The following is a 26,153-nucleotide window of genomic DNA, read 5'->3' as shown; positions in this document are numbered from 1 at the left end:
GATCGTTCTACCATGTCCCGGCCGTGTCATTAAATTAGGGGACCGTCCCGAACCGTTCGGTGAGCCACAATCCGGGCCTCGAGGGGTGAGCGACGGGCTCGCAGGGGATCGCACCAGTGCCGTGAAGCCGCCGCGCCGGGATGCTACCGGCGGCGACCTCGCGGTAACACTCCGGATACCGGCGCCGCCGATTCGTCGAGACGAAGACGCGCACGGTCAGGACCGTTCGCGAAGTTCGACGATCTCTCCATCGGCGAGTCGAACGTCGTACGTCGGGTAGAAAGGAACCGGTTACGCGTCCGCGTAAATCCGATCGACCCGGTCCTCGAACCGGTCCATGATGACCCGTCGTTTCTTTTTCATCGTCGGCGTCAGCATGTCGTTCTCTTCGGTGAACTCCCGGGGGACGAGTTCGAACTGTTTGATCGTCTCGTGTTTCTCGAAGTCCTCGTTGACCCGATCGACCTCTTCTTCGATGTACTCGCGGACGCGGTCGTCGTCGACCATCGCCCGGGGATCGTCGGGGACGTCGATTCCCTCCTCGGCGGCCCACTCGCGGACGTGTTCCGTGTTCGGGACGATGAGCGCGCCGATGAACTTCTCGCCGTCGCCGACGACCATCGCCTGCTCGACGCGCTCGCTCGCCGCGAAGGCGTCCTCGATCGGGGCCGGTGCGACGTTCTTCCCCGTCGAGAGGACGATAATCTGCTTGGCCCGATCGCGGAACTCGACGTAGCCGTCGGGCCGCAGGTGGACGATGTCGCCGGTCCGGAACCAGCCGTCCTCCGTAAACGCCCGATCGGTCGCGCCGGGGCGTTCCCAGTAGCCCTCGAAGACGTTCGGTCCCTTGACGAGGAGTTCGCCGACGTCGCCGGGGTCGTCGAAGGCCTCCTGGTCGGCGACGGACTCGTCGATCCGCAACTCGACGTCGGGGAGCGCCGGCCCGATGGTGCCGATCTCCGGCTCCTCGGGGGGGTTGACCGTCACGACCGGCGAGGTTTCTGTGAGGCCGTACCCCTCGTAGATCGGCAGTCCCATCGCGTGGTAGAGCCGACAGAGTTCCGGCGAGAGGCTCCCGCCGCCGCTGATCAGGAGTTCGATGTTGCCCCCGAGCGCCTCGCGGACCGTCGAGAACACCAGTTTGTCGGCGAGCGACTGTTTCGCCCCCAGGATCGGGCCGGGGTCGTCGGCCTGCTGGTACGCCACCCCGACGTCGGTCGCCCACTCGAAGATGCGCTTCTTGACCGACGACTCGCTGGCCTGTTCGCGGATCGCGTCGTAGATCTTCTCGTAGACCCGCGGGACGCTGGTGGCGGTGTTCGGCTGGACCGTCCCGAAGTCCTCCTGGAGCGTCTCCGGGTCCTCCGCGTAGGCGACGCAGGCACCGCTGGCGAACAGCAGGAAGTGGCCCGAGGTCCGCTCGAAGACGTGGGCCAGCGGCAGGTACGACACCGACTGGACGTGCTCGTCGATCACCGGTACGTCGTCCGGCTTGTCGGGTCGCGGGCCGTACCGCTTCCGGATCTGGTTGACGTTCGAGCGGAAGTTCGCGTGGGTCAGTTCGACCCCCTTCGGCTTGCCCGTCGTCCCGCTGGTGTAGATCATGCTCGCCAGATCGTCCATCGCGGGTTCGTCGACCCACGTCTCGTAGGTCTCGAGGTCGAAGACCGCCTCACCCCGATCGTGGACGTCGGCCAGGGTCACGACGTCGTCGCGGTCGTCGTAGCCGTCGAGTTCGTCCATCGAGACGATAAACTCGAGATCGAGGTCGTCCTCGACCTCGAGCACGCGCTCGAGGATCTCCTCGTTCTCGACGACGACGCCGCTCGCGCCCGGATCGTCGAGCAGGTACCGCGCCTGATCCGGTGAGGAACTCGTGTAGACGGTCGTGACGACCGCGCCGGCAGCGAGCAGGGCGAAGTCGGACTGCGCCCACTCCATCCGGGTGTTCCCGAAAATGCCGACGCGATCGCCCCGTTCGACGCCGAGGTCGCGAAAGCCCGCCGCGAGGTTGCGGACGATCCCGCGCATCTCCGTGTAGGAAATCGGCCGAAAGTCCCCCGGATCGGCCGCCGGCAGTACCGACTCGGTCAGCGACCGATCGTAGACGCCTCCCTTGTACTTCTGCGCCGGACGATTCGGATTGCGCTCGGCCGCGTTCTCGAACATCCGTCCGAGCGTCGTCTCCCCGATCACCTCGTCCTCGTACTCCCGTTCGGCGTCCCGCCAGTTCATATACGCGTGACAGTACCTCCCGAGCGATAAAACGTGATGAAACCGGTTTCATCTATAATCCCGTTTATTCGTTTCGCCCCAGCACCGGTTCAGCACCCAGCGACGTCGAAAACGGTGGTTGCGTGAAACTCGAGTACAGGTGGTTGCCCCGATAGTGGTGAGTGATAACAAGCCCCTCATACGATCGCCTCGACGACCGACACGACAGGTTTCCGAACCGGGGTAGACTCGCCCCGTTTCGTTACATTCGGTCGATAGTTCCGGAATATTGCTATTTCAGTGTCACTTTCGTGCCGCACCGATCGCGGGGTACAGCAATCCGTATCACTCGCGGTGGTCGAGATAGCCGAGGACGCCGCGGGCGTTCATCGCCGCCTCCGCGCGAGCCTTGCGCTCGCCCCAGACGTCGCCCATCTCGGCGGTCTCCCTGAAGCGTTCGACCACGGCCTCGTCGTCCTCGAGTTCCGCGCGCGCCTTCTCGACCGCGGCCACCCAGTCTTCGAGCACCGTCGCGTACTCGTCGAGGACCCGATCGAGGTCGTCGCCGACCTCGCGCGGGCCGAAGTGCGTGTAGAGGAGCACCTCGGGATCGATCGAAGCGAGGGTCTCGAGGTCGTCGAGACACTCCTCGAGGTCGAAGTTCGACGGCGGCGACGTCTCCCTGATCTCGGCCGTTTCGGGGACCCAGATGCCGGCCGCGTCGCCGGTGAAGACCGCCTCGTTCGCGGGATCCTCGAAGACGACCTGGTGGAACGCGTGACCCGGCGCCTCGTGAACCCGCAGTTCGTGCGCCCCGAGATCGATCGTCTCCCCGTCCTCGATCTCGACGACCCGGTCTTCCGGGAGCGGTTTCGGCTCCACGTAGAACTCCCATTGGTCGCCGACCGCGGCTTTCGTTCCCTTGACGAGGCGCGACGGATCGACGAGCAGGTCGGCACCGGCGGCGGGCACGTAGATCTCGGCGTTCGGGCACGCTTCCGCGAGAAAGCCCGCCCCGCCGGCGTGATCGAGGTGGATGTGCGTGACCGCGATGACCTCGAGGTCGGCCCGATCGATCCCCACCGCATCGAGCGCGTCGAGGATCAGTTCGTGGTTGGTCCCCAGTCCGGTCTCGACGACGGCGGGCCGATCGTCGTCGAGGATGTAGACCGCGCCGTACCCGCTCGTGTCGTACATCCCGGTGTCGACGTAGTACAGGTCCGAACAGTTCCCCGCCGTAACCTCGCGGACGTCTCCGACTTCCATACCAGCTATCCATTCGCGCGGTGGGATAAAAGGTGACGCCATCCACCTCCGTGTCGGTGCGGATCGTTACCGCTCGTCGATCCGATCGGCCTCGTCCTTCCACTCGCCGATGCCCGAGGGATCGAGGTGGACGTGGGCGTCGCCGACGTCCTCGAGCGCGCGCAGTCGACTCACCAGTTCGGACTCGACGTCGTGGGCCTTGCGAAACGGCATGTCGCCGTCGACCTCGACGTGGACCTCCACCTCGAGGGCGGTGCCGTCGTAGAAGACCGCGAGATCGTGAACGCCCCGGACGTCGGGGTGGTCCCGGAGCGCCGCCGTGATCTCCGCGCGCTTCGCGGCGGGCGGGGCCGCACCGATCAGGTAGTCGACGTTCTCGCTCCCGATCTCGATCCCCTGGTAGACGACGAGCAGGCTGACGAGCGCGCCGGCGATCGGATCGAGCACCGGGAGGTTGAGCAGGACGCCGATGACACCGACGACCGCCGCGAGGGTGGTGTAGATGTCGTTCAGGCAGTCCTTGGCGAGCGCCCGGAGCGCAGTCGAATTCAGTTCTTCGTTGACTCGCATCGTGTACCAGTAGACGACGTACATGTCCACGAGGGCGAACGCGAGCGCCCCGAGTAGCAGGAGGCTGGGCTCGGGATACGTGCGTTCGAGCAGCCCCTGGACGGATTCGTACAGCAGGTTCAGTCCGAGCAACGCGATGATAGCCCCGACGAACAGCGCCGTCAGGGGCTCGATCCGCTCGTGGCCGTGGGGATGGGTGTCGTCGGGTTCGTCGTAGGCGCTCCGCCCCCAGACGAGGACGACGATGCTCGCCACCAGGTCCGCGATCGAGTGGGCCGCGTCCGCGAGCAGGGCGACACTCCCGAACGCGAGCCCCGCGGCACCCTCGACGACGATCTTGACGGCGTTGCCGAGGACGTTGACCCACGACGCTCTCGCGAATCCGTCCCGGCCGCCGACACCCGCCACAGCGTCAGCCATTGCCCGTTTTAGATGGAGTCTAACCTTGGGTCTTTTCCTTTCGATTCCTGCGCCGATCGGCACGGGTTCCACGTCCCGCCAGCACGGATAGTGGTATGTTATGACACCACAATCATTATGTCGCGGACGATGTATGGGCACCCATGGCAAACCGAGCCCTTCCAACCGGGGACCGGGTCGTCGACCGATGGGACGACGTGTTCGACGCGCTCCGCGCCGAGCCACGACGGCAACTCGTCAGGACACTCCGCGGCACGTCGCCGGACGAGTGGGTAGCCCTCCCCGACGCCGCGATCGGTCCCAACCGGGCCGTCGATCGCGAGACGGTATCCGTCGAATTACACCATCGCCACCTGCCGATGCTGTCCGATTCGGGCTACGTCAGGTGGGAGGCCGACCCACTGCGGGCGACTCGCGGCCCCCGGTTCGACGAGGTCGCGAGCGTCGTTGCGTCCCTTCAGGCGGCCGCCGATCGCCTCCCCGACCGGCTGGTCGACGGCTGTCACACGCTCGAGCGAGAGCGTCGGGACGGATCCGGCCTGTCGGCGCAGCGATAACGAGCGCGCCGTCGATCGGGTCGAGTCGTCGTCAGGCCGAACGCGTCGACCGGCCGCGTTCGCGCCACACCCGCACCGCCATGGCCGCTTCCCGGTAATTTTAACAGGGGACTTCGAAAGGTACTGATATGGGCGTCCGGAGCGACTTCTGGTCGATCTATCGCGAAGCGCTCCCCGTGCTCGTGATCGCGCTCGGCGGCGGCCTCTTCTCCGGCCTCGTTCTCGAGGGCATCGTCGAAAGCGTCGCGCGCTTTCCCGGCCTGCTCGTGATGGTGCCGGTCTTTCTCGCGACCCGCGGAAACGTCTACGCCGCGCTCGGCGGGCGGATCTCCAGCGGACTCCACCAGGGGCTGCTCGAGCCACGATTCGAGCGAAACGATCGACTCGTCAACGCGGTTCTCGCCTCGTTCGTCAACGCGATCGGGATCTCGATCGTGATCGGCGTCATCACGTGGCTCGCGTTGTTGCTTCTCGGCTGGGAGGTCGCGGCCCTGTACGAACTCGTCGGGATCATGGTGCTCGCCGGCGTGTTGACCTCGGTCGTGCTGATATTCGGCCTGCTCGCGTTGATCTTCGTCGGCTACACCTCCGGCTACGACCCCGACAACCTCGTCGGCCCGATCGTCACCACGCTCGGGGACATCTTCGGCATGCTGTTCATGCTGTTCTCGGTCAGGCTGGTCGAGGTGATCGTCTGATGGCCGGGTCCCACGGCCCCACGGAGTCGCTGGGGGCGTGGGACTGGAAACGAATCGTCCGCAACCAGTTCCCGTTGCTCGTCGTCCTCTCGATCATCGTCCTCTGGGCGGGCATCACGCTCGAAGGTGCCGAGGAGTTGCTCGAACGGTACGCCGTCCTCGCGATCATGGTCCCGACGATGGTGGGGACGGGCGGCAACCTCGGCGCGATCCTGAGTGCCCGCCTCTCGACCCGCCTCCACCTGGGGACGACGACGTTCGACCCGCGGGACCGGGAACTGTGGGCCAACGTAGCCGCGATCCTGGCGCTCGCCGCGACCATCTTCACCACCCTCGCGCTCGGCGCGTGGCTGCTCGGACAGGTCGTCGGATCGACGCTCGGCCTGCCGACGCTGCTCGTCATCGCGCTCGGCAGCGGGCTCTCGCTGGCCGTGATCGCGATCGTCTGTAGCTTTCTCGCGACCTACGGCTCCTACCGGCTGGGGATCGACCCCGACGACACGACGATCCCGATCGTCACGAACGTCGTCGACGTCTTCGGGATGGTCATCTTCATCGGCGTCTCGGCGCTCGTGCTCGGATTCTAGCAACGACCGTCGTCCGGTCGCGATTCAGGCGGTCGCGAGTTCCTCGAACGCGGCCGCCGCCGTCCGGGTCCCCTTCGAGATGAGCACGTCGCCGCCCTGGATTTCGGCGTCCGCGTCGCCGACCAGCAACCACCCCTCCTCGGGCCGGCGGATCGCGATCACCGACATCGTCGACTCGGTCTCGGGCAGGCCGTCGACGATCGGCGTCCCGTCGAGGTCGCTCCCCGTCTCGACCGCGACGCGCGTGATGATCTCGTCGCTCTCCTCGACGGCCATCCCGACGACCGGGTGGACCTCGATGTTCCGGAGGACCCCCTCGCTGATGTCGACCGCCGCGTCGCTGATGACCTCCGTCGAGTTGCCCAGGTGGATCAACCCGCGGAGGGAGACCGGATCGGGCGCGTCCGCGGCCGCCCGGAGCGTCCAGGCCTCGAACCGCGACTCGAGGGCGTCGACCTCGACCTCTAAGTTCCGGACCTCCTCGGCCAGCGCCTCGCTGTCGAACAGGACGGCGCTGTAGGCCAGGTCGACCGCCAGTTCGGAGAGGTTCTTCATGTGGACGATCGTGTCCACCGCCCGCTCTAAGTCCGCGACGTTCGAGTCTGCCGTGGTCGGCGGTTCGTAGCCCGTCCCGGTCAACGTCTCGAAGACGTCGCCGATCGCGACGTCCGGCCCCCGGAGGAGCGCGACGTCGTCCGGCCGGATGACGGTCGTCGGGCCGGGATTCAACAGCCAGTCGTCGCCCCGGCGGAGCGCGATCACGCGCACCCCCGTCTCCGACTCGAGGTCGATGTCCTTGAGCGTCCGATCGGCGTACGGCGAGTCGGCGTCGACGACCCCGCGGACGAGCGTCTCGACGGCCTCGGGCAGGGCCGCCCGCATCGCCTCCGGAAGGCCGATGTCCTCGAGGACGACCTTCGCGATGTCGCCCGCGGCGTCGCTGATGGCGTCCGCGGCGGCGACGATGCCGAGTACCGGTGCGAGTCGCTCGGCGTCCTCCGGACTCCGCGTGGCCATCATCAGGCCCATGCGCGCCCGCATCTCGAGGACGTCCATCTGCTCTTCGAGGCGCAGGACTTCCGCCGCGATGTCCTCGCTCGAGTGAATCACCGCGGAGTAAGAGAGGTCGATCAACAGCTCCGCCGTGTCCTTCATCTCGACGAGCAGGTCCTTGACGTTGACCGGCTCGTACTCGATCGGTACCGACGCCTCGCCCTCGAGCGGGTCCATACGACAACTGAACCGTGCTCGGCAAAAAAACGTTTCCCGGACGGTCTCGCTCGCAGCCCGCACGAGAGCTTCCGATACGGTTTTGGACGGCCGCAAAGAAGCCACGAGCGATGATCGACCGGAGCTATCTGCGCGAGCACCCAGACGAGGTACGCGACGCCCTCGAGAACCGGGGCGCCGACGTCGACCTCGACGAACTGCTCGAACTCGACGAACGCTGGCGGGACCTGAAAGCCCGCGGCGACGAACTACGCCACGAACGCAACCAGATCACCGAACGGATCGGGAAACTGGTCGCCGAGGGCAAAGACGACGAACGCGAGGAGGCGATCGCCCGATCGAAGGAGCTCAAATCGGAGATCGAGGAGGTCGAAGCGGAGGCCACCGACCTCAAGGACGACCTCGACGAGCGGATGCTCGAGGTCCCCCAGATCCCCCACGAGAGCGTCCCGCTGGGGGTCGACGAGCGCCACAACGTCGAGGATCGGCGGTGGGGATTCGACGACCTGCGAGACCTACCCGAGGAGGTGACCCCCCACTACGACCTCGGCGAAGAGATGGACATAATCGACGAGCGACGCGGGGCGAAGACGACCGGCTCGGGCTTTTACTTCCTCAAGGGCGACGGCGCCCGCCTCGAGCACGCCCTGATCCAGTTCATGATGGACGTCCACCGCGAGCAGGGCTACGTCGACCTCTTCCCGCCGGTTCCCGTCAAGAGCGAGGCCATGCGCGGCACCGGCCAGTTCCCCAAGTTCACCGACGACGCCTATCGACTGGGCGGCAGTAACGAGGAGGCGTACGAGGACGACGACCTCTGGCTCTGCCCCACCGCGGAGGTGCCGGTCACCAACATGTACGCCGACGACATCCTCCTCACGGACGACCTCCCGCTGAAACACCAGGCCTACACCCCGAATTTCCGGCGCGAGGCCGGCGAACACGGCACCGAGACGCGCGGGATCGTCCGCGTCCACCAGTTCAACAAGGTCGAACTCGTCAACTTCGTCGAACCCGAGGACAGTTACGACCGACTCGAGGGCCTGCTCGACGAGGCCGAGGAAGTCCTGCGACGCCTCGGCCTCCCCTACCGCATCCTCGAACTCTGTACCGGTGACCTGACCTTCGCGAGCGCGAAGACCTACGACATCGAGGTCTGGGCACCCGCCGACGACATGGACGACGGCCCCGAGGACGGCGGGCGCTGGCTCGAGGTCTCGAGCGCGTCGAATTTCGAGGACTTCCAGGCCCGTCGCGCCGGTCTCCGCTACCGGCCCGAGCGCCACGAATCGGCCGAGTACCTCCACACCTTGAACGCCTCGGGGCTCGCGCTCCCGCGGGTGATGGTCGCGATCCTCGAGTACTACCAGAACGAGGACGGCACCGTGACGATCCCCGAGGCCCTCCGCCCGTACATGGACGGCCAGGAGGTCATCGAGGGCCACGAGAAGGTCGGGGAGAGCGCGCTAGGCGCCGGCGATCGGGAGTAACGAACCGCGCTTTCGACTCGATCGCTGGCGATCGGGACGCCGAATTCGTCCCGGACACCGATTGGCGATGGCATCCTCGATCCGGCTATAATTCTGCGAAAGTGTTATGAATTCTTGTCTGTACAATCGAGTATGTATCTCGACGTTCGTCAGAAACTAATCGCCTCGATCGTCGGCATCCTGTTCGCTCTCGGAATACTGATCCTATTTCCCTGGTGGCTCGCACTGCTCGGATACGGGGCGATGCTCCCGTTTTTCGCGAGGGTACTCGCGGCGTGACCGGTCCGGTCGCGGCCCGTGACGACGGCCCCGGATTTACGTAGTGGTCGGGACCGCGACCGTCCCGAGCGCACAATATTTTATACCGATCGGTGAGCGTCCTCACGTATGGCCCGCTACTACGAGGATATCGAGGTCGGCGAAACGATCGACTGCGGGAGCTACGAGATTACGAAAGACGAAATTATCGAGTTCGCGGAGAAGTACGATCCCCAGCCGTTTCACCTCGACGAAGAGGCCGCGAAGGACTCCTTTCTCGGCGGGCTCGTCGCCAGCGGCTGGCAGACTGCCTGTCTCTGCATGCGCCAGAACGTAAAGCACATGGACGATCGCCGGTTCGCCGGCGCGCGCGGCGTCGACGACCTCCGGTGGATCCAGCCGCTCCGCCCGGGCGACACGCTCACGGTCGAGACCGAAGTCGTCGCGAAAGAACCAAACGAGACGTATCCGTCGATCGGGAACGTGACGATGGAGACGATCGGCCGGAACCAGCGCGACGAACCGGTCATCTCTTACCGCGCGCTGGGGATGATGGAGCGACGGGAGACCGTCGAGGGCTGACGGATCGCCGTCCGTCTCTCGACACGGGTCCCGTCACCCCGCGACAGGGGTATCGTTAACTGACACCGTGACTAACGGGGAGATATGGCGTCACACGAGGAGGAAATCGTTCGGTTGATCGCCGAACGGGACAATCGGGCGATACTGACGGTCCTCAACGACGCTGCTCGGCCCCTCCCGGTTACCGAACTCGCCGATCGACTCGTTGCTCGCGACGCGACGGTCGTGGACGCCGCCGACTACGACGACCGACTCGAACAGACGCTCCTCTCGCTCCACCACGAACACCTGCCGCGGCTGGCCGACGCCGGACTGGTCGAGTACGACCCCGACGAGAACGTCGTCAGCTATCGAACGTACGCGAGCGTCGATCCCGAGTGGCTGGAACTCGAGTTGATCGACGAGTTGCTCTCGCGGTTCAGACCCGAACGCACACCGGACGGCGAAACGATCGGTGTGATCGAAGACCGGGATGCAGTGTACGACTACAGCCGCGAACTCGCAGACCGGGCCGACGAGGAACTGTTTCTCATCTACACGTCGGACGAGTTGCTCGACGAGGGGTGTCTCCCGCACACGAAGATGGCGATCGATCGCGGCGTCGATTTCTACGTGGGGTCCCAAAATCCCGACGTCCGTGACTTCTTCTGTGAACACGTCCCGGAGGCGACGATCTGGGAACCACAACTGGACTGGATGAACGACCCCTCGCAGTATCCGCGAGTCAATCGACTCATCCTCGCGGATCGGGACACGGTGATGATCTCGCTTCGAGACGAACCGACGACCGACGGGCCGAGTACGGAGACCGCGATGATCGGTGAGGGGACGGACAACCCGCTGGTCGTGCTCGTCCGCGAACTGCTCGGTCCCCGCCTGGATCACCTCGACTACCAGAGCGATCACTTCAGGAACGACCTTCCGTTCGAACCATGACCGAGAGACCGATACCCGATGGCGGCGACCGCGAGACGCCGCCGTCGAAACGGCGATCGACGTACGAGATCGACGACGGCGAACGGCCGAGTAGGTCCGTCGTACGGGCCGTCGCCGCACTCACGAACACGCCGGTACTCGAACTCGAGCCGCTGTACGACGTGATCGATCCCGACCTGCTGGATCGAACGATCACGAGCACGGCCGACGACGTCCAGGTGGAGTTCTCCTTCGCGTTCGGCGGGTGTGAAGTCACCGTCACCCGTGCGGAGGTCCACGTTCGCGTACCGGACGCCGGGCAGTAGAAAGAATGGGACGAGGTGCGTCGACCGAGCGGTGGCGGGTCGCCGCTAGATGTAGTCGATCGACGGCGGCAGTTCGAGCTTCATGCCCTTGCGCTCGCGGATCTCCATGATCTTCTCGCGCTGGAGCGAGTCGGACATGACCTCGAAGCCGGCGTTCTCGGTGTTCCAGGAGGCACGGCCCTCGGTCGCGGAGCGGATGTCGCTCGCGAAGCCGATCATCTCGCCGACGGGTGCGATACCCTCGACGACCATGAGGTCACCCTCCTGGTACATGTCGTCGACGCGGCCACGACGACCCTGGATCTCGCCGGAGGCGGCACCCATGTGATCGTTGGGCACGTCGATTCGGACGTCCTGCATCGGCTCGAGCATCTTGATCTTCCCGTCGATCAGCGCCTTGTGGACGGCCTCGCGGGTCGCGGGGATGACCTGTGCCGGACCGCGGTGGATGGTGTCCTCGTGCAGTCGGGCGTCGTGCAGGCGGATGAGCGTCCCCTGGACCGGCTCGTTCGCGAGCGGGCCGTTGTCGAGAGCCTCCTCAAGCCCCTCGATGACCAGTTCCATCGTCTCGTTTAGGTGCTGGATACCCTTCGTGTCGTCGATCAGGATGTTCGTCCCGTGGATGTGCTCGACGTTCTGGGACGTGTCCTTGTCCATGCCGGCCTCCTGCAGGGCTTCACGGCGTTCCTGCTCGGGCATGTCCATCGACGCCTCGCCGAGCTTGATCGTGTCGACGAGTTCGTCCGACATCGGCTCGATGGAGATGTAGAAGCGGTTGTGGCGGTTGGGCGAGATACCCTCGACCTGGTCGCTCGCCTCCTGGGGCTGTTCGCGGAAGACGACGATCGGCTCACCCGTGTTCACGGGGATGCCCTGGTTCTTCTCGATACGCTGGGTGATGACCTCGAGGTGGAGTTCACCCTGCCCGGAGATCAGGTGCTCGCCGGTGTCCTCGTTGATCTCGATCTGGATCGTCGGGTCCTCCTTGGACACCTGCCGCAGGGTCTCGATGAGCTTCGGCAGGTCGTCCATGTTCTGGGCCTCGACGGCCTTCGTGATGACCGGCTCGGAGATGTGCTCGATCGACTCGAACGGCGTCATCTCGACGCTCGAGACCGTGGAGCCGGCGATGGCGTCCTTGAGGCCGGTGACGGCGGCGATGTTCCCGGCGGGAACCTCCTCGACTTCCTCGCGTTCGCCACCCATGTAGATGCCGACGGACTGGACGCGGTTCTTGCCCGCGGTCCCGGAGACGTACAGCTCCTGGCCCTTCTCGAGGGAGCCGGAGAAGACGCGACCGGACGCGATCTCGCCGGCGTGTGGGTCCATCGAGATGTCGGTGACCATGAAGACGACCTCGCCGTCCTCGTTGACGAGGCGCATCTGTTCGGCGAGTTCGGAATCGTCGTCGCCGCGCCAGATCCGCGGAATACGGCGGGGCTGCGCGTCGACGGGGTTCGGGAAGTGCTCACAGACCATGTCGAGCACGACGTCGGACAGCGGCGTGCGCTCGTGGAGTTCCTGGCGCTGGTCGTTGCGCTCCATCTCCATGATATCGCCGAAGTCCATCCCGGTGCGTTGCATCGACGGCATCGAGACGCCCCACTTGTACAGCGCGGAGCCGAAGCCGACGGTGCCGTCCTCGACGGAGACGGTCCAGTCGTCGATGTCGTCCATGTCTTGGGTCATCCCGCGGATGAGTTCGTTGACGTCGTGGATGACCGAGAGGAGTCGCTGTTGCATCTCTTCGGGCCCTTCCTGGAGCTCCGAGATGAGGCGGTCGACCTTGTTGATGAACAGGGTCGGCTTGACGCCCTCGCGGAGCGCCTGTCGAAGAACCGTCTCGGTCTGGGGCATGGCCCCTTCGACGGCGTCGACGACGACGAGCGCACCGTCGACGGCGCGCATCGCACGGGTCACGTCGCCACCGAAGTCGACGTGGCCCGGCGTGTCGATGAGGTTGATGAGGTGGTTGGTCCCCTCGTACTCGTGGGTCATCGACACGTTCGCCGCGTCGATCGTGATCCCGCGTTCCTGCTCGTCTTCCTCCGTGTCCATCGCCAGCTGTTCGCCGGCAGTCTCGTCGGAGATCATGCCCGCGCCAGCGAGCAGGTTGTCGGAGAGGGTCGTTTTCCCGTGGTCGACGTGAGCGGCGATGGCGATGTTCCGGATGTTCTCCGGTTCGTCCATCAGCCGTTCACACTCTTGGACGATCTTCTTGCGTCGGCCCATATACCCCCCAATACCGGTAGCGGGGTCAAAAGGGTAGTGTTTCGTCTCCAGTCGAATTCGGCGAATTTCCCGGTTGGGGCGTCGGAATGTCCAATTTACGTGAGTGAATGCCACGCACCGAGACGGGCCTCGACGGGGTTCGACAGGCGACGGTTCGCCGGGCCAGTTGCGGCCATCGATACCGGGCGTAAGAGACATACTTCGAGGGGACTTGGTATCGGTACGCATGGATGTCCACGTCCAGGGACCGGGCCCGACCGCGCCGTTTCTCAGCGCACGGGACCGGTTCGAAACCGAACACGATCTCTCGCTCCCGGTCGAGGTCCAGTTGCGAGACGATCCCGACGAGCGCACCTGGGCCGGCCACTACGACGACCACCACGTCCTGAACATCTCTCGGCAGGCCGCCTCCTCCGCGATGGCCCCGGAACTGGTCCTCCACGAGTTCGCCCACATGGCCAGGTACGAACAGGAACACCCCTCCCACACCCAGTCGACCGAGGAGGTCCTCTATCTCGCGCTCGCCGGCAAATCCGTCGAGCGGCGCAAACTCACCCACTGCTACCAGATCGCCAACCACATGAAAGACATCTACGCCGACGACATCACCCTCTCGGTGGGCCCCGGCGAGAAACTCCTCTCCTTTCTCGAATCGAGTCTCGCTGCGGCCGTCGCCGATCGGCCCGGACCCCCGCCGCGACCGGGCCTCGAACGCATCTCTCCGGGCGCCGATCCCGAGATCACGGCCGTCAACGCGGCGTTCGCACTAGCCCTCGCGGAACGTCACGACCTCGTCGACGACGACCACCGACTGTACGACATCGCACATGCGGCCGCGATGGACGCCCCGACGGTCCCGTTCGGTGAGTTCAAACGCCGATTCCGGGAACTCGCGCGCGATCCCGACACGAGCGGCTACCGACAGGTGCTCGTCGAGGCGACCCGATCCTACGTCAGCGGCGTGGACTCAGCGGCCGATTAGGGCCGCATCCCCTCCCGTTCGATCCCTCGAGGCGGTCCATCGCCCGATCTCTACCTGCTCGACCAGAACGTTTAATGTTTGACACGGCTAACGTGTGGAACATACAATTGATGTTCTCGGCCAAGGATCGCCAGGAAGAGCCGACCGACGATTCGTTTACCGAAGAGTTGTCACAGTTGAAACGACAGGGCGCGAGCGTCCTCGTCGTCGGCTCCGTCCGCCCCGAGCATCAGCGGAGCGCCTCCCGACGCCTGCTGGGACACGCGTCCGATCGGGATCGCCGACGCGTGCTCGTCTCGACGAGCGGCGGCGATTACCACTCGCTCGTCGAGGACTCCTCGATTTCGGACGAACTCCGGTTCGTCACCTACGAGAGCCAGACGCGTGGCGCCGTCGCTTCCGAACCGATCGAGGACCACACCACGCCGACGATCGGCGACGACGGGATCACCGCGGATACCCTCGGCGACCTCGGCATCGCCATCTCGAGCGCGATCGAGGACTTCGAAACCGACGCCGACGGCCTCGAACCGAGCGAACTCCGGGTCGGCGTCGACTCCCTGCTCCCGCTGCTCGAGGACTACAGCACCGAACAGGTGTTCAAGTTCGTCCACCTGACCACCGGGCGTGTGAAAGACGTCAGCGGAATGGTCCACTACCTGCTCCCCGTCGAACCGGACGCCGACGTCGTCCCGGTCCTGAAACCGTTGTTCGACGTTATCGTCGAACTCCGAGAACAACCCAGCGGCCACCAGGAGCGGTGGTCCCTCCCGAACAGCGGTCACTGCTCCGGGTGGCTCGCCACACCCGAGACGTAACAGCTATCTCACCAGCAGCCATGTAATTTCGATATCCCGACGTGCCGTTCACGACTGCGACTCTGCGGTCTCGCCCCCACACCAATGAACCCGAAATTCGAACCGATCGAGGACGGCCTCGAAATTATCGACCCGATCGAGCGCCACCGGTACCGACTCACGACGCACGAGCCGGTGACCCCCGAACCAGTCGACTGCGATCGAATCCGATATCCGATCGATTCGGCCGTCGAAATTACGACGGAAATGCTCACGCTGTCGACGAAGGAAACCATTTATATTCGCAGTGCAGACGGATCAATGGTCGGTGAAGTACAACCCAACGAACAGCGATCGTTTTGCGAGAGCGAATATACGCTCGACCTCTCCGCCTCGATGAAAGTGTACGTGAACATAACGGGCGGACTTCACATCTATTCCGATACCAATCGAACGTACATCGCCTTCGAGGATCGGACTCACACAATCATCGGTGCCCGATCGTATCACACCCGTCCTGCAGAGACGATCACCACGACGAAAGAGCCCACGGACGTAATGAAAGCGGTTTCTGCGTTCGGCTCGGCTCTCAAAACGACGTCCCCGGAGCGATCGTATCCGACGCTTCGAGGACATCCGCCGACACTCGAGCAGGGAGATGAACTGCACATTCCTGCTACAATAACCCGACCACAGACGGGGATTCGTATCGAAGTCCCTCCGGAACTGGGCCGCGTGTTCGTCGTTGCTCCGCTTGCATACTATCTCGGAGCGACCATCACGCCCGGTCCGGAGCCGAAGCTCGTCACCGGAACGGGGTACACGCATTCGCTCGAGGTCGATGGCGAATTCGAATCGACCGTGGAACGAACGCTGAAGCAACTGTTCTTGCTCGACTGCGTCGTTCGAACCGAGGGGATGACGCCGCTGTCTCTCCATGAACGGCGAGCTGTCGAACCGATTCTCGACTTCGACCCCGAAATTGCGTACGAAAAGACACTTTCGGAACAGGTTGCGATGTATCTCGACGTGCCCGTGTCCACCCTAGAACCACACCTTCCGAAGTGGCAACTCGAGACGCGGATCGATTCCCCGAGCGAAACGATCGAATTTCTCCCGTTCATCGCCGACGATCTCTCGATCGTGAAACTGGACGGAAGAAATGAAAGGGGGGGTAAGAGGACGCGGGTAGAGGCCCAAAACCAGGCAATCGAAGCATTTACGCGAGGTAGGCGAAGTCGGACCCATCAGTCGACCAGAGGAACGGACGCCCTTAGCAACCCTCACGAGGGATCGACGATTCAAACGGTGCAGCAGCGATGGAACGGGACGAACTCGTCTCCCATCTCGAGTACGACTCCTCTTGTGGCGTTCCAGAATGATATCGGTCGGACACCGAAAGACGATCCCATTGCGATCGACGTCATCTGTAACGACTCGGAGATGGACGAAGAACTCGAGACGGTGAACGAACTCTATGGAAATCACGAAGAGCTCCCGTTCGAGGTGACGATTCATCATAATCTCACGAAGAGCGAGTTTGAGTGTCTTCTCACCCATGAGAGCGATTTCTGTCACTACATCGGCCACATCGACGCAGACGGATTTCAGTGTTCGAACGGAAAATTCGACGCCCAGTCACTCGAGACTGTTGGCCCAAAGGCGTTCTTACTCAATGCATGCCAGTCTCATAAACAGGGGTTCCATCTGGTAAAAAAAGGGAGTCTCGGAGGTATCGTAACGCTCGCTGACGTCATCAATAGTGGCGCCATTAGTGTCGGGAAAACGATTGCACGGCTACTAAACCAGGGGTATCCACTGTATGCTTCGTTAGATATTGCTCGAAGGAATAATGTGATCGCTGAGCAATATTACGTTGTTGGAGATGGTACAACAGCCATAGCACAGTCGAAAGTCGGCGCCCCAGAGGTCTGTTCAATAACACGAGAAGGAAATAAATGGTATGTAGAAATAGATACATATATTGCTCCAGGATCTGGAAAAGGTGGGTTATTTCATCCACATTTAGAACAAATCGAGAGTCACTATCTACTCCCAGGTGGTACTGGGGAAATATTAGCGACTACTAATGAATTGTATGAGTTTTTGGAAGATAACGACATTCCGATTTTGTTTGACGGAAGACTGTTCTGGGATACCGAATTTTTGCGAGAGTAGCTTGATATTATGGCCCGTTGTAAACACTGTTGGTTGCCACAGCAGTACTCGCATTTGACAGAATCAGCGTAATCGTGAACAGGACGCCGATCATTCGTGGGTGATTCTTTAGGTACGCGGTTAGGTCTGTCATGGTACATCCGACTCATGGAACGCACCTGTAATGAATTTATTTTAATATATCTTAGATAGTAATCATAGTATTATTTCGTGGTTTAATTGGGGAAAGCGCATAGAAGACTAGAACAACCGCTAAACTCGACTAATAGCTGTTTTAGAAGTTCAGAGTTGCCGATCATTTATCGAGCAGTTGCCGCAGTGCTCGATCGAATTCTTCGCTCGAAAGTTCCTCCCGGATTGATGCTGCACGGTCTCGACAATCATGGAGTTCCTGCGTGACGGACGTGTATCGATCGGATACGTCAACATCCGAGTCCAGTTCCGTCTGGAGTACGGCTCGTTCGGTTGCCAACCGGTAGAACTCGTTCATCGACGCCTCGTATTCCTTTTGTAAAGCAAGTCGTTCAATCGTCCTGTACAGTGTTTGGTCCGCCACGGGTTCGACGAGAAACTCTTCGGCGCCTCGATCGATTGGATCTTCGGCAGGAACATCGGCAGTCACCGCGAGAACTCGCGTGTCGGGCGTCCGCTGACGAACAATATCCAGCACTCCGTATGCGCTTGGAGCCTCGAGATTCCAGTCGAGGAGTAAAATATCGTACCGCTTGTCGATTTGTTCGAGGATCGATTTGTCGAAGTCAGCATAGGTAACGTCGAAATCTAGACGGCATTCGACGCCGTTTCGTTCTTCGAGCGTCAGACTAGGGTGAACGACCAATAGATGGACAGGAGATTTCAGCACAACTATCGTATCAGTACTGTTCGGCAGGTACTATTAAATGTGGTCGAGAACGATTTCCAGAGCAGTTACCAACAGTAGTAGCACCGGAAGAACAGATTCCGTATTCAAACGATTCTTCGATACCCTATATTCGATAAAATGAGTGGATAATAGATGGAGCCTGTATTCAAAACTGGTTCCGACGGTGTAGTGGTCGTCGATCCGATCGAACGATCGAGACAACGCATTCTGACACCGGATGCGGTGACGCTCGAGTCGACGAGCGGAGACGAAATTCCATACCCGGTCGATTCGGCAAGACGACTCGTCACGAGCGCGCTCACGGTATCGACCAATCAATCGATTTACGTTCGCGACCTCGATGGCTCGTTACTCGGCGAAGTAACGCCGACCGAATCCTGTTTCCTCCCTTACGGCAAGTACGTCCTGGACATATCGGCGGGGATGAAGATGTATTGTGTAGTCGAGAGTTCAGTAGACATCGGCCCGGATGATCCAGATCGGAAAATCTCGTTCGAGAATACGACAAGAGCGGTACTCGGTGCCCGATCGTATCACACGCGGCCAGCGGGAACAATCGAGACTACGGCGGATCCGATGGACGTAATGGAAGCGATATCGTGGTTCGGGTCTGCACTACAGACGACATCAGTCGAACGATCGTATGCGACGCTCAGGGGCCATCCCCCAGTCGTCGAACTCGGCGACGAACTTCGTATCCCAGAAAAATTCGAACAGCCAGATACAGGGATCACGATTGAGATTCCACCCGATCTGGCGTTCGTACTTCCCGTTGCGCCGCTGGCATACTATCTCGGAGCAAACATTATCACCGGATCAGAACCCTTGCTCAGAACGTCGTCGGGGTATACGCTCCGACTTGACGCCGAGGACGACTTCGAAACGGGCGTCGAACGAACGCTAAAACAGACGTTTTTCCTCGATTGTATCGTTCGAACCGAAGGGAACGGTCCGGGACCCGTACACGAACGTCAGGTCCTCGAACCCAAACTCGGATTTGACATCGAACAGGCGTACGAACAGTCACTGGGCCCTCGAATCGAGACGTATCTATCGGAACCATTTGACTCGCTCGCGCCACATCTTCCGAATTGGCCCGTTACCACTCGTCTCGGAAACACGGCCGAATACGTGGAATTGGCCCCGTACCTAGCCAACGAACTCTCGGCAATCCGTACCAGAGAAGACAAAGTCCAACCGAGTACGTCCGTTAGCCACACAGGGCACCAGGGAGCATCACCGACCGTTGAGCGACGTTGGAATACGATCGAGTGTCCGATGACCGTAAGTCAGTCATCGCTTCCCGCGTTCCAGCGCCGACTCGATCGAACCCCACGAACGGGTCCAACCGAAGTAGAGATCGTTTGTAACGATCCTAAAATGAACCGGGAATTCGTAAACGTGCACAGTGAGTACGGCGCTCGAGATTGGCTGCCAGTCGACGTTACGGTCCACTATGACTTAACGACAAACGAATTCGAATCAGTGCTGGCAAAAAACAGTGACTTTCTCCACTACATCGGGCATATTGATCATGACGGATTTCGGTGTTCAAACGGACGGATAGACGTAACAGATATCGATACAGTTGGCGTGACGGCATTCTTCCTCAATGCGTGTCAATCCTATCGCCAAGGTTACGGACTTATCGAATTGGGGAGCCAGGCAGGAATCGTAACTCTCGCTGACGTGGAAAATCGGGAAGCAGTCGAGATCGGGAGTACGGTTGCACGGCTGCTCAGCTACGGCTTTCCGCTCTATGCAACGATGGACGTTACCCAGACCAAGCGGACGTCTGGATCGCAATATCACCTTCTTGGCGACGGAACGGTATCGGTTTCACAACCGGAGTCAGGACCTCCGTTGCTCCTTGTTGTCGAACGAAGAGGCAGTGGCCGAACGATCGAGTGTTACCCGTATATGATAACAGAATCTACTCTCGGCGGAATCTATCGGCCGAACATCGATGCCGTCGATTCGTACCACCTCTTGCCGAGTCGAATCGAAGAGACCTCCGTGACGAAACCCCAGCTCGTGACGTTCGTCGAAAGCGGAGTGTTCCCAGTTCTGCTAGACGGTGAACTACGATGGAGCAACGAGATATCGATAACCGAACTGTGAGTCAAAACAGGTGTAAGCGACCGATCGCCCGAAAACGAAAGTAGAGCCGCGTTAGCGTGCGGCCGCCGCGACGCGCTCTTTCTCTTCTTTCTGGCTGATCGCGTACGTCTGGACGTCGTAGTTGGCCGCGCCGACGAGCTGGTTGGCGATCGCTTCAGCCGCGGGCGTAGCGGTCTTGAACGAGTCGTTGTAGACGCCTTCGGCGAGGAACTTCAGGGCCTGGTCGACGCGTCGCTGGGGAGCGACGTCGACGGCCTTGGGGACCGAGATGCCGCCGTATTTCAGGCGGACGGTCTCCTCGCGCGGGGCGGCGTTCTCGACAGCGGTCACGAGCACCTGAATGGGGTTCTCTTCGGTGCGCTCGTTGACGAGTTCGAACGCCTCGCGGACGTGGTTGAGTGCCTGCTGTTTCTTGCCCGTGTTCTCCTCGGTCTGCATCAGGCGGTTGATGAACCGCTCGACGATCGAGACCTGGGACTTCTTGAACTGCTTGCTGGCGTGACGGCCGGCGGTGTGAGCGATCGGCGTCACCGTGATGTAGCGCTCGGTGGAGGGATCGCCGTACTCGATCTCGCCGATCTCCCACGTGCCGAACAGTTTCGCGGAGACGTCGGCGCCGCCTGCCGGAGCGTCGGGATCCGGTTGGTCTTCTGCAGCCATGGTTATCGCACCGGTTTCTCTGCGTTACCGCGGACCAGTTCTTTGAGCGCGACGCCGTTGACCTTGTCAACTTTGTAGTTGACGCCGGAGAGGTCACCCATCGCACGACCCTTCGCCCCGCCGATACCGGCGATGGTGACTTCGTCGTGTTCGTCGATGAACGAGATGGCGCCGTCACCGGGACAGAACGCGGTGACCTGTTTGCCGTTCTTGATCAGCTGCACCCGGACGCACTTTCGGATCGCCGAGTTGGGCTGCTTGGCTTCGATGCCGACCTTTTCGAGTACGATACCTCGTCCCTGCGGGGCGCCCTCGAGCGGGTCGGACTTCTCGCGAAGTCCACGGGCGCGGCGCGCGTAGTCCGAGTCGGACCACCGCTGCTCCTGGCGGTCCTTCTTGAGCTTGCGCGCGGCGTACTTGCCGTTTGCCATGCACGTCGGTATCCGTCGGAACCACTTAAGCGACCCGTTTCGAGTCGGGCGTTACGCCACGAGAGGGCGTTAGATACAGCTCTCGCCGAATCTGCGGGCGTTTCGTCGATCGAACGACGGCCACAGCGGACGTTAGCGACGCTCGGACGCCCTGAGGTTGCCGAACGAAGAATCGGGTGACCGGATCGGCCGCTCAGAGCAACTGCACGTCGTCGATCCCGAAGTGACGAGCCGCCAGCGTGCGTGCAGCCTCGATCGTGCGGCCGTTCTGCCCGATCGCCACGCCGTGGTCCTCCTCGGCGACCTCGACGTAGGCGACGGTGTCGTCGTTCTCGCTGATCGTGACGTTGTAGACGGCCGCCGGCGCGAGCGTGTTCGCGACGAAGGTTTCGGGGTCGTCGGCGGCCTCGACGAGACGGACCTGTGCGCCGACGCGCTCCTCGAACTGCTGGACCGTGCGACCGCCGGGGCCGATCGCGTCGGCCATCCGGTCGCTCGCGACGACGATCAGGAGCCGGGTCGTCCCGTCGCCAGTCGCGTCGTCGACGATGCAGTCCGTTCCGTCGACGCCCGTCGCGTCCTCGAACGCCGCGAGATACTGGCGAGCGTCGTCGGTGAGCCGGACGCCCATCGATCAGTCGGCCTGTCGGCCGCTGGAACTCGTCGAGCCCATCCGGAGGTCGACGTCGCCGGTCCCGAGCTTGATCGGTTTGCCGACGATGACGTTCTCGGTAACGCCGTCCAGGTCGTCGATTTCGCCGTGAATCGCGGCGTTGAGCAGGTGGTTGACCGTGACCTCGAACGCCGCACGGGCGAGCACGGACTCCTTCGAACCCGAGATGCCGTGGCGGCCGATCGACTCGATCTCGCCGCGATTCGTCATGATGTCCGCGACGAGCATCAGGTGCCGGACGTTGACGTCGTCCAGACCCTGCTCGGCCAGCGTGTTGTTCGTCTCCTCGATGATCGCCTCGCGGGCGGCCTCGATACCGAGGTTGCGGTGGATCTCGTGGATGTTGTTACACGTCGTGCGGGAGGCGTCGACGCCTTCGATCTCGAGGACGTCGCCGAAGGCCGAACCCTCCGTGTAGAGGACGAACTCCTCGCTGCCGTCGTCCATCTCTTCCCGGCGGATGACGACCCGCGAGATGTCCTCGATCCCCTTGAACGTGATGTCGCGCAGTTCCTCGACCAGCTGGAGCAGGTCGCGATACGACGGTTCCTCGGGGCCGAACTGGATCTGGGTCCCCTGCTGGACCGTGCTCACGCCGAGGTGGTCCTCGATGATCTCGGCGACCTCCTCGGGCGTGATCATCCGCTCTTCGAGCGTGTCCTCGTTGAGCGAGATCTGGACGCGCATGTCCGCGACGTTCGTCGAGACGTCGCCCAGCGCGAGGATCTTCGTGGCCTCGATCTTCCAGACGACCTCGTGGGCCCGCTCGCGCTCGGTGGCGTACTCGTCCTCCAGGTGGACGGTCATCATCGGCGTGTCCGGCGTCTTCCGGGCGTCGACCAGTTCGATGAGTCGGGGCAGCCCCTGGGTCACGTCGATCTCCGCGACCCCCGCGTAGTGGAACGTGTTCATCGTCAGCTGGGTTCCCGGCTCCCCGATCGACTGGGCGGAGACGGTACCGACGGGATCGAGCGGATCGACGCGGGTGTCCACGTACCGGGCCTCGACGGCCTTCGCGAGTTCGTCGGCGTCCTCGACGGTGGCGTCGCCCCGGCCCTCGAGCGTCTCGTAGACCTCGTCCTTGAGTCGCCGGGGGAGATTGGTGTCCTCCACGACCGCGATCGTGTCGTCGTCGACGTCGTAGTCGACCTCAGTCATCGGAGGTCACCTCCTGGCCCTCGTAGAAGCGCCGATCGTCCGCTTTCTCCGAGAGGTTGGTCGGCTCCCGTTTGGTGCCGAGGAACTCCGCACGCTCCTCCTCGGACGCGAACTCGGAGTCGAGCACGCGATCGGCGATCCGTTCGACGTCGATGTCGTTGTCGTCGCCGGAGGAGACCTTGACCGGCGAGGTGCCGTCCTCGCCGAACTCGAACTGGACGATCGTGTCGCTGGTGTCGCGAACGGTACCGTCGTACTGGGTCTCGAGTTCGGAGAGCGCGTTGATCAGACGGCGCTGGAGGTAGCCGGACTTCGACGTCCGGACTGCGGTGTCGACCAGCCCCTCGCGACCACCCATCGCGTGGAAGAAGAACTCCCGCGGGGTGAGCCCGCCGGTGTAGGAGTTCTCGACGAAGCCGTGGGCCTCCGCCGAGAGGTCGTTCGGCTTGTAGTGAGAGAGGGTCCGGTCCTCGTAGCCGCGGTTGATCCGCTCCCCGCGGACTGCCTGCTGACCGACGGAGCCGGCCATCTGCGTCAGGTTCAGCATCGAGCCACGCGCCCCCGAGGAAGCCATGACGACCGCCGGGTTGTCCTCTTCGAAGTGCTCTTCTGCGATGTTACCGGCGTTGTCACGCGCACGCGAGAGCGTCTGCATGATCTTCATCTCGAGGGTCTCGTCGATCGTTCGGCCCGGCAGAGACTCGAGTTCGCCGCGCTCGTAGGCCTCGATCAGTTCCTCGACGCGATCGTTGGCGTCCTCGATCGTCTCGTCGATGCGAGCCTGGGCCTCCTCCGGGATCGTTTCGTCGTCGATCCCGATCGAGAACCCGAAGTGCATGATCGCCCGCATCGCCAGCGTCGAGACCTCGTTGATGAAGATGCGCGCTCGCGTGTTGCCGTACACCTTCGTGATGGTGTCGACGATCTCGCCGCCGAACTCGCCGACCTCGTCCTCGGCGATCGTCCCCTCGACGAGTTGGCCGTCCTCGATGACCACGTTGTCGCCGACGGTGCCCGTGAACTCGAGATCGAGATCGTCGGGCAGCAGTTCGGAGAAGACGTCGTAGCCGGTCCAGAACGGGACCCCTTCGTCGTCGATGCCGCTCGGCTCCGGCAGTTCGTCGATCCGGGTGGCACGCAGCAGGTCTAGCGCCTGGGTCTCGTTGAACCGCGGGTTGTCGTGGGTCAGGAGGTACATCCCGGAGATGTGGTCCTGGATGGCCCCGATGATGTTCTCCCCGAAGCGTGGGCTCAGGATCTGTTCCTGGACGCGCATGAGCACGCGCGCTTCGGCGCGAGCCTCCTCGTTCTGGAGGGCGTGCATGTTCATCTCGTCGCCGTCGAAGTCGGCGTTGTACGGCGGACAGACGACGGTGTTCAACCGGAACGTCTTGTACGGCATGACCACGACCTCGTGGGCCATGATCGACATCCGGTGCAGCGACGGCTGGCGGTTGAAGATGACGATGTCGCCGTCGATGAGGTGCCGGTTGACCTCCCAGCCGGCCTCGACCTTCTCGGCGAGCTGTTCGCAGTTCTTCTCGGTCACTTTCAGCCGGCGACCGTCCGGACGCCGGACGTAGTTCGCGCCGGGATGGCCCTCGGGGCCGTTCGCGACGAACCGACGGGCGTCCTCGAGGTTGCGCTCGGTGACGTTCATCGTCTGGGTCATCTCCTTGGCGACGCGGTCCGGAACGCCGACCTCGTTCAGCGAGAGGGTCGGGTCCGGCGAGATGACCGTTCGGGCGGAGAAGTTCACGCGCTTCCCGGACAGCGAGCCGCGGAAGCGGCCCTCCTTGCCCTTCAGCCGCTGAGAGAGGGTCTTGAGCGGGCGGCCGGACCGGTGTCGTGCCGGCGGCGTCCCCGAAATCTCGTTGTCCATGAACGTCGTGACGTGGTACTGAAGCAGCTCCCACAGGTCCTCGATGATCAGCTGCGGCGCGCCGGCTTCGCGGTTCTCCATGAACCGCTGGTTGATCCGGATGATGTCGACCAGCTTGTGCGTGAGGTCGTCCTCGCTACGCTGGCCGTTATCGAGCGTGATCGACGGCCGCGCCGTGACGGGCGGGACGGGAAGGACGGTGAGGATCATCCACTCGGGCCGGGAGCGCTCGGGATCGATCCCCAGCACCTCCATGTCCTCGTCCGGGATGTCCTCGAACCAGTCGCGGATGTCCGACGGCATCAGCTTGTTCGTGTCCTCCTCGGTGAGGTCGATGGAAAGCGCCTTCTCGATCGCCTTGCGCTGGCTCTCGCGCGGACGGAACGACCCCGAGAGGATCTCGTTGATCCGGGTGAGGTCGATCTCGGTCTGTTCGGCGAGTTCGTCCGGCGTCGTTCGCTCGACGCCTGCCTCCTCGTCGCCCTGCATCGCGCCGGCGATGCGCTGGGAGTACTCGCTCGTGAGAACCTGCTGGACCTCGTAGTACGTGGTCGGCTTCTCGTGGTCGATGTCGTACTGGATCTCGCCACAGAACGGACAGCGATCCTTCTTGCGGGCCTGGCGGATCGCGGCCTTGGTCACGTCGTTGAGGTCGCGGCTCAGCTTCCGGGATTCCGTGATCTGGTCGCGGAACTCGTCGCGTTCGTCCTCCGTCAGCAGGAGCCGCGAACACTCGCGGCAGGTCCCCCGCAGGAGGCGACGGATGAGCTTCGTGAAGCCGACGTGGATGACCGGCGCGGCGAGTTCGATGTGGCCGAAGTGGCCGTTACACGAACCCGAATGCTTCCCGCAGGTCTTGCACTCGAGGCCGGGGTCGATGACCCCCAGTCGGGGGTCCATCAGCCCCATGTCGATCGGGAAGCCGTCGTCGTCGTAGGTGTCGGCGGTGATGATCTTCGTCGCACTCATCTCCCGGTACTCCTCGGGCTCCATGAGCCCGAAGTTGATCTTGCCGATGTCTTTTGGTGTCCCGTTTTGCATGG

General features: G+C 62.7%; 24 protein-coding genes. 12 read left to right on the top strand and 12 right to left on the bottom strand.

Annotated elements, in window-relative coordinates; translation table 11 throughout:
- Positions 1 to 291: 291 nt before the first annotated feature.
- The 3 genes from AC6I6X_RS08890 to AC6I6X_RS08880 all read right to left on the bottom strand — a co-directional run bounded on the left by AC6I6X_RS08890 (position 292) and on the right by AC6I6X_RS08880 (position 4,470).
- Positions 292 to 2,235 carry an AMP-dependent synthetase/ligase gene (locus AC6I6X_RS08890; RefSeq protein WP_497930160.1) on the bottom strand — a complete coding sequence of 648 codons (1,944 nt, stop codon included), beginning with the start codon at positions 2,233 to 2,235 and terminating at the stop codon, positions 292 to 294.
- A 324-nt stretch (positions 2,236 to 2,559) separates the two neighbouring features.
- The gene (locus tag AC6I6X_RS08885) at positions 2,560 to 3,480 is read right to left on the bottom strand and encodes an MBL fold metallo-hydrolase (RefSeq protein ID WP_497930159.1); all 921 of its coding nucleotides are present in this window, start codon (positions 3,478 to 3,480) and stop codon (positions 2,560 to 2,562) included.
- Positions 3,481 to 3,546: 66 nt separating this feature from the next.
- Complete coding sequence (locus AC6I6X_RS08880; protein ID WP_497930158.1) at positions 3,547 to 4,470, bottom strand: cation diffusion facilitator family transporter; 924 nt, start codon at positions 4,468 to 4,470, stop codon at positions 3,547 to 3,549.
- A 143-nt stretch (positions 4,471 to 4,613) separates the two neighbouring features.
- Here AC6I6X_RS08880 and AC6I6X_RS08875 point away from each other — a divergent pair, with 143 nt between their 5' ends.
- The 3 genes from AC6I6X_RS08875 (at position 4,614) to AC6I6X_RS08865 (ending at position 6,312) form a co-directional block, all read left to right on the top strand.
- Complete coding sequence (locus AC6I6X_RS08875; RefSeq protein ID WP_497930157.1) at positions 4,614 to 5,027, top strand: hypothetical protein; 414 nt, start codon at positions 4,614 to 4,616, stop codon at positions 5,025 to 5,027.
- Between the two features lie 128 nt (positions 5,028 to 5,155).
- Positions 5,156 to 5,725, top strand: a complete 570-nt coding sequence (locus AC6I6X_RS08870; RefSeq protein WP_497930156.1) for a magnesium transporter — start codon at positions 5,156 to 5,158, stop codon at positions 5,723 to 5,725.
- Entirely contained in the window at positions 5,725 to 6,312 is a 588-nt protein-coding gene (locus tag AC6I6X_RS08865) for a magnesium transporter (RefSeq protein WP_497930155.1), read from the top strand. Before AC6I6X_RS08870 ends, AC6I6X_RS08865 begins: the two co-directional genes overlap by 1 nt.
- A 24-nt stretch (positions 6,313 to 6,336) precedes the next feature.
- Here AC6I6X_RS08865 and AC6I6X_RS08860 read toward each other — a convergent pair whose 3' ends face one another.
- Positions 6,337 to 7,542, bottom strand: coding sequence for a potassium channel family protein (locus tag AC6I6X_RS08860; RefSeq protein WP_497930154.1), 1,206 nt, complete (start codon positions 7,540 to 7,542; stop codon positions 6,337 to 6,339).
- Positions 7,543 to 7,652: 110 nt separating this feature from the next.
- On the opposite strand from AC6I6X_RS08860, the gene serS reads away from it, so the two are divergent.
- From serS to AC6I6X_RS08835, 5 genes are all read left to right on the top strand, one after another.
- Entirely contained in the window at positions 7,653 to 9,032 is a 1,380-nt protein-coding gene (gene serS / locus AC6I6X_RS08855; protein ID WP_497930153.1) for a serine--tRNA ligase, read from the top strand.
- A gap of 132 nt (positions 9,033 to 9,164) precedes the next feature.
- On the top strand, positions 9,165 to 9,311 hold the full coding sequence (locus AC6I6X_RS08850; RefSeq protein WP_497930152.1) for a hypothetical protein: 147 nt from the start codon (positions 9,165 to 9,167) through the stop codon (positions 9,309 to 9,311).
- Between the two features lie 108 nt (positions 9,312 to 9,419).
- Positions 9,420 to 9,872, top strand: coding sequence for a MaoC family dehydratase (locus tag AC6I6X_RS08845; RefSeq protein ID WP_497930151.1), 453 nt, complete (start codon positions 9,420 to 9,422; stop codon positions 9,870 to 9,872).
- Between the two features lie 84 nt (positions 9,873 to 9,956).
- Positions 9,957 to 10,808 (top strand): DUF7344 domain-containing protein, encoded by an 852-nt coding sequence (locus AC6I6X_RS08840; protein ID WP_497930150.1) that lies wholly within the window; start codon positions 9,957 to 9,959, stop codon positions 10,806 to 10,808.
- Complete coding sequence (locus AC6I6X_RS08835) at positions 10,805 to 11,113, top strand: HalOD1 output domain-containing protein (RefSeq protein ID WP_497930149.1); 309 nt, start codon at positions 10,805 to 10,807, stop codon at positions 11,111 to 11,113. The genes AC6I6X_RS08840 and AC6I6X_RS08835 overlap by 4 nt, the downstream gene beginning before the upstream one ends.
- 45 nt (positions 11,114 to 11,158) lie before the next feature.
- On the opposite strand, the gene AC6I6X_RS08830 is transcribed toward AC6I6X_RS08835, so the two are convergent.
- On the bottom strand, positions 11,159 to 13,345 hold the full coding sequence (locus tag AC6I6X_RS08830) for an elongation factor EF-2 (protein ID WP_497930148.1): 2,187 nt from the start codon (positions 13,343 to 13,345) through the stop codon (positions 11,159 to 11,161).
- Positions 13,346 to 13,571: 226 nt separating this feature from the next.
- Here AC6I6X_RS08830 and AC6I6X_RS08825 point away from each other — a divergent pair, with 226 nt between their 5' ends.
- The 3 genes from AC6I6X_RS08825 (at position 13,572) to AC6I6X_RS08815 (ending at position 17,302) form a co-directional block, all read left to right on the top strand.
- A complete protein-coding gene (locus AC6I6X_RS08825; protein WP_497930147.1) occupies positions 13,572 to 14,327 on the top strand; it encodes a DUF5781 family protein in 756 nt (251 codons plus the stop codon).
- A 110-nt stretch (positions 14,328 to 14,437) separates the two neighbouring features.
- Positions 14,438 to 15,145, top strand: a complete 708-nt coding sequence (locus AC6I6X_RS08820) for a DUF7504 family protein (RefSeq protein WP_497930146.1) — start codon at positions 14,438 to 14,440, stop codon at positions 15,143 to 15,145.
- Positions 15,146 to 15,229: 84 nt separating this feature from the next.
- Complete coding sequence (locus tag AC6I6X_RS08815; protein WP_497930145.1) at positions 15,230 to 17,302, top strand: hypothetical protein; 2,073 nt, start codon at positions 15,230 to 15,232, stop codon at positions 17,300 to 17,302.
- A 7-nt stretch (positions 17,303 to 17,309) separates the two neighbouring features.
- Here the strand turns inward: AC6I6X_RS08815 and AC6I6X_RS08810 are convergent, their stop codons facing one another.
- Both AC6I6X_RS08810 and AC6I6X_RS08805 read right to left on the bottom strand, forming a co-directional pair.
- On the bottom strand, positions 17,310 to 17,435 hold the full coding sequence (locus AC6I6X_RS08810) for a DUF7503 family protein (protein WP_497930144.1): 126 nt from the start codon (positions 17,433 to 17,435) through the stop codon (positions 17,310 to 17,312).
- 162 nt (positions 17,436 to 17,597) lie between these two features.
- On the bottom strand, positions 17,598 to 18,140 hold the full coding sequence (locus AC6I6X_RS08805; protein ID WP_497930143.1) for a HalX domain-containing protein: 543 nt from the start codon (positions 18,138 to 18,140) through the stop codon (positions 17,598 to 17,600).
- Between the two features lie 177 nt (positions 18,141 to 18,317).
- Here AC6I6X_RS08805 and AC6I6X_RS08800 point away from each other — a divergent pair, with 177 nt between their 5' ends.
- Positions 18,318 to 20,306 carry a hypothetical protein gene (locus tag AC6I6X_RS08800; protein WP_497930142.1) on the top strand — a complete coding sequence of 663 codons (1,989 nt, stop codon included), beginning with the start codon at positions 18,318 to 18,320 and terminating at the stop codon, positions 20,304 to 20,306.
- Between the two features lie 51 nt (positions 20,307 to 20,357).
- Here AC6I6X_RS08800 and AC6I6X_RS08795 read toward each other — a convergent pair whose 3' ends face one another.
- The 5 genes from AC6I6X_RS08795 to AC6I6X_RS08775 all read right to left on the bottom strand — a co-directional run bounded on the left by AC6I6X_RS08795 (position 20,358) and on the right by AC6I6X_RS08775 (position 26,151).
- Positions 20,358 to 20,966 carry a 30S ribosomal protein S7 gene (locus AC6I6X_RS08795; RefSeq protein ID WP_497930141.1) on the bottom strand — a complete coding sequence of 203 codons (609 nt, stop codon included), beginning with the start codon at positions 20,964 to 20,966 and terminating at the stop codon, positions 20,358 to 20,360.
- A gap of 2 nt (positions 20,967 to 20,968) precedes the next feature.
- Positions 20,969 to 21,397, bottom strand: coding sequence for a 30S ribosomal protein S12 (locus AC6I6X_RS08790; RefSeq protein WP_006671958.1), 429 nt, complete (start codon positions 21,395 to 21,397; stop codon positions 20,969 to 20,971).
- Positions 21,398 to 21,590: 193 nt separating this feature from the next.
- Positions 21,591 to 22,028, bottom strand: coding sequence for a NusA-like transcription termination signal-binding factor (locus tag AC6I6X_RS08785; RefSeq protein WP_497930140.1), 438 nt, complete (start codon positions 22,026 to 22,028; stop codon positions 21,591 to 21,593).
- Between the two features lie 3 nt (positions 22,029 to 22,031).
- Positions 22,032 to 23,228: a DNA-directed RNA polymerase subunit A'' gene (rpoA2, locus tag AC6I6X_RS08780; protein WP_497930139.1), complete on the bottom strand. Its 1,197-nt coding sequence runs from the start codon at positions 23,226 to 23,228 to the stop codon at positions 22,032 to 22,034.
- A complete protein-coding gene (locus tag AC6I6X_RS08775) occupies positions 23,221 to 26,151 on the bottom strand; it encodes a DNA-directed RNA polymerase subunit A' (RefSeq protein WP_497930138.1) in 2,931 nt (976 codons plus the stop codon). Before AC6I6X_RS08775 ends, rpoA2 begins: the two co-directional genes overlap by 8 nt.
- Between the last annotated feature and the right edge of the window lie 2 nt (positions 26,152 to 26,153).

Source organism: Halosolutus sp. YCN4, assembly GCF_059736495.1.
Note: the sequence above shows the minus strand (reverse complement) of the source record. Positions and strands in the feature narration are given on the sequence as shown.

Bases quoted from the DNA above. Each gene is read 5' to 3' on its own strand.
- AC6I6X_RS08795 (WP_497930141.1), bottom strand. From the start codon at position 20,966: ATGGCTGCAGAAGACCAACCGGATCCCGACGCTCCGGCAGGCGGCGCC.
- rpoA2 (WP_497930139.1), bottom strand. From the start codon at position 23,228: ATGACTGAGGTCGACTACGACGTCGACGACGACACGATCGCGGTCGTG.
- AC6I6X_RS08860 (WP_497930154.1), bottom strand. From the start codon at position 7,542: ATGGACCCGCTCGAGGGCGAGGCGTCGGTACCGATCGAGTACGAGCCG.
- AC6I6X_RS08880 (WP_497930158.1), bottom strand. From the start codon at position 4,470: ATGGCTGACGCTGTGGCGGGTGTCGGCGGCCGGGACGGATTCGCGAGA.
- AC6I6X_RS08815 (WP_497930145.1), top strand. From the start codon at position 15,230: ATGAACCCGAAATTCGAACCGATCGAGGACGGCCTCGAAATTATCGAC.
- AC6I6X_RS08790 (WP_006671958.1), bottom strand. From the start codon at position 21,397: ATGGCAAACGGCAAGTACGCCGCGCGCAAGCTCAAGAAGGACCGCCAG.
- AC6I6X_RS08875 (WP_497930157.1), top strand. From the start codon at position 4,614: ATGGCAAACCGAGCCCTTCCAACCGGGGACCGGGTCGTCGACCGATGG.
- AC6I6X_RS08840 (WP_497930150.1), top strand. From the start codon at position 9,957: ATGGCGTCACACGAGGAGGAAATCGTTCGGTTGATCGCCGAACGGGAC.
- AC6I6X_RS08820 (WP_497930146.1), top strand. From the start codon at position 14,438: ATGTTCTCGGCCAAGGATCGCCAGGAAGAGCCGACCGACGATTCGTTT.
- AC6I6X_RS08850 (WP_497930152.1), top strand. From the start codon at position 9,165: ATGTATCTCGACGTTCGTCAGAAACTAATCGCCTCGATCGTCGGCATC.
- serS (WP_497930153.1), top strand. From the start codon at position 7,653: ATGATCGACCGGAGCTATCTGCGCGAGCACCCAGACGAGGTACGCGAC.
- AC6I6X_RS08885 (WP_497930159.1), bottom strand. From the start codon at position 3,480: ATGGAAGTCGGAGACGTCCGCGAGGTTACGGCGGGGAACTGTTCGGAC.
- AC6I6X_RS08845 (WP_497930151.1), top strand. From the start codon at position 9,420: ATGGCCCGCTACTACGAGGATATCGAGGTCGGCGAAACGATCGACTGC.
- AC6I6X_RS08785 (WP_497930140.1), bottom strand. From the start codon at position 22,028: ATGGGCGTCCGGCTCACCGACGACGCTCGCCAGTATCTCGCGGCGTTC.
- AC6I6X_RS08825 (WP_497930147.1), top strand. From the start codon at position 13,572: ATGGATGTCCACGTCCAGGGACCGGGCCCGACCGCGCCGTTTCTCAGC.
- AC6I6X_RS08835 (WP_497930149.1), top strand. From the start codon at position 10,805: ATGACCGAGAGACCGATACCCGATGGCGGCGACCGCGAGACGCCGCCG.
- AC6I6X_RS08830 (WP_497930148.1), bottom strand. From the start codon at position 13,345: ATGGGCCGACGCAAGAAGATCGTCCAAGAGTGTGAACGGCTGATGGAC.
- AC6I6X_RS08810 (WP_497930144.1), bottom strand. From the start codon at position 17,435: ATGACAGACCTAACCGCGTACCTAAAGAATCACCCACGAATGATCGGC.
- AC6I6X_RS08865 (WP_497930155.1), top strand. From the start codon at position 5,725: ATGGCCGGGTCCCACGGCCCCACGGAGTCGCTGGGGGCGTGGGACTGG.
- AC6I6X_RS08870 (WP_497930156.1), top strand. From the start codon at position 5,156: ATGGGCGTCCGGAGCGACTTCTGGTCGATCTATCGCGAAGCGCTCCCC.
- AC6I6X_RS08890 (WP_497930160.1), bottom strand. From the start codon at position 2,235: ATGAACTGGCGGGACGCCGAACGGGAGTACGAGGACGAGGTGATCGGG.
- AC6I6X_RS08775 (WP_497930138.1), bottom strand. From the start codon at position 26,151: ATGCAAAACGGGACACCAAAAGACATCGGCAAGATCAACTTCGGGCTC.
- AC6I6X_RS08800 (WP_497930142.1), top strand. From the start codon at position 18,318: ATGGAGCCTGTATTCAAAACTGGTTCCGACGGTGTAGTGGTCGTCGAT.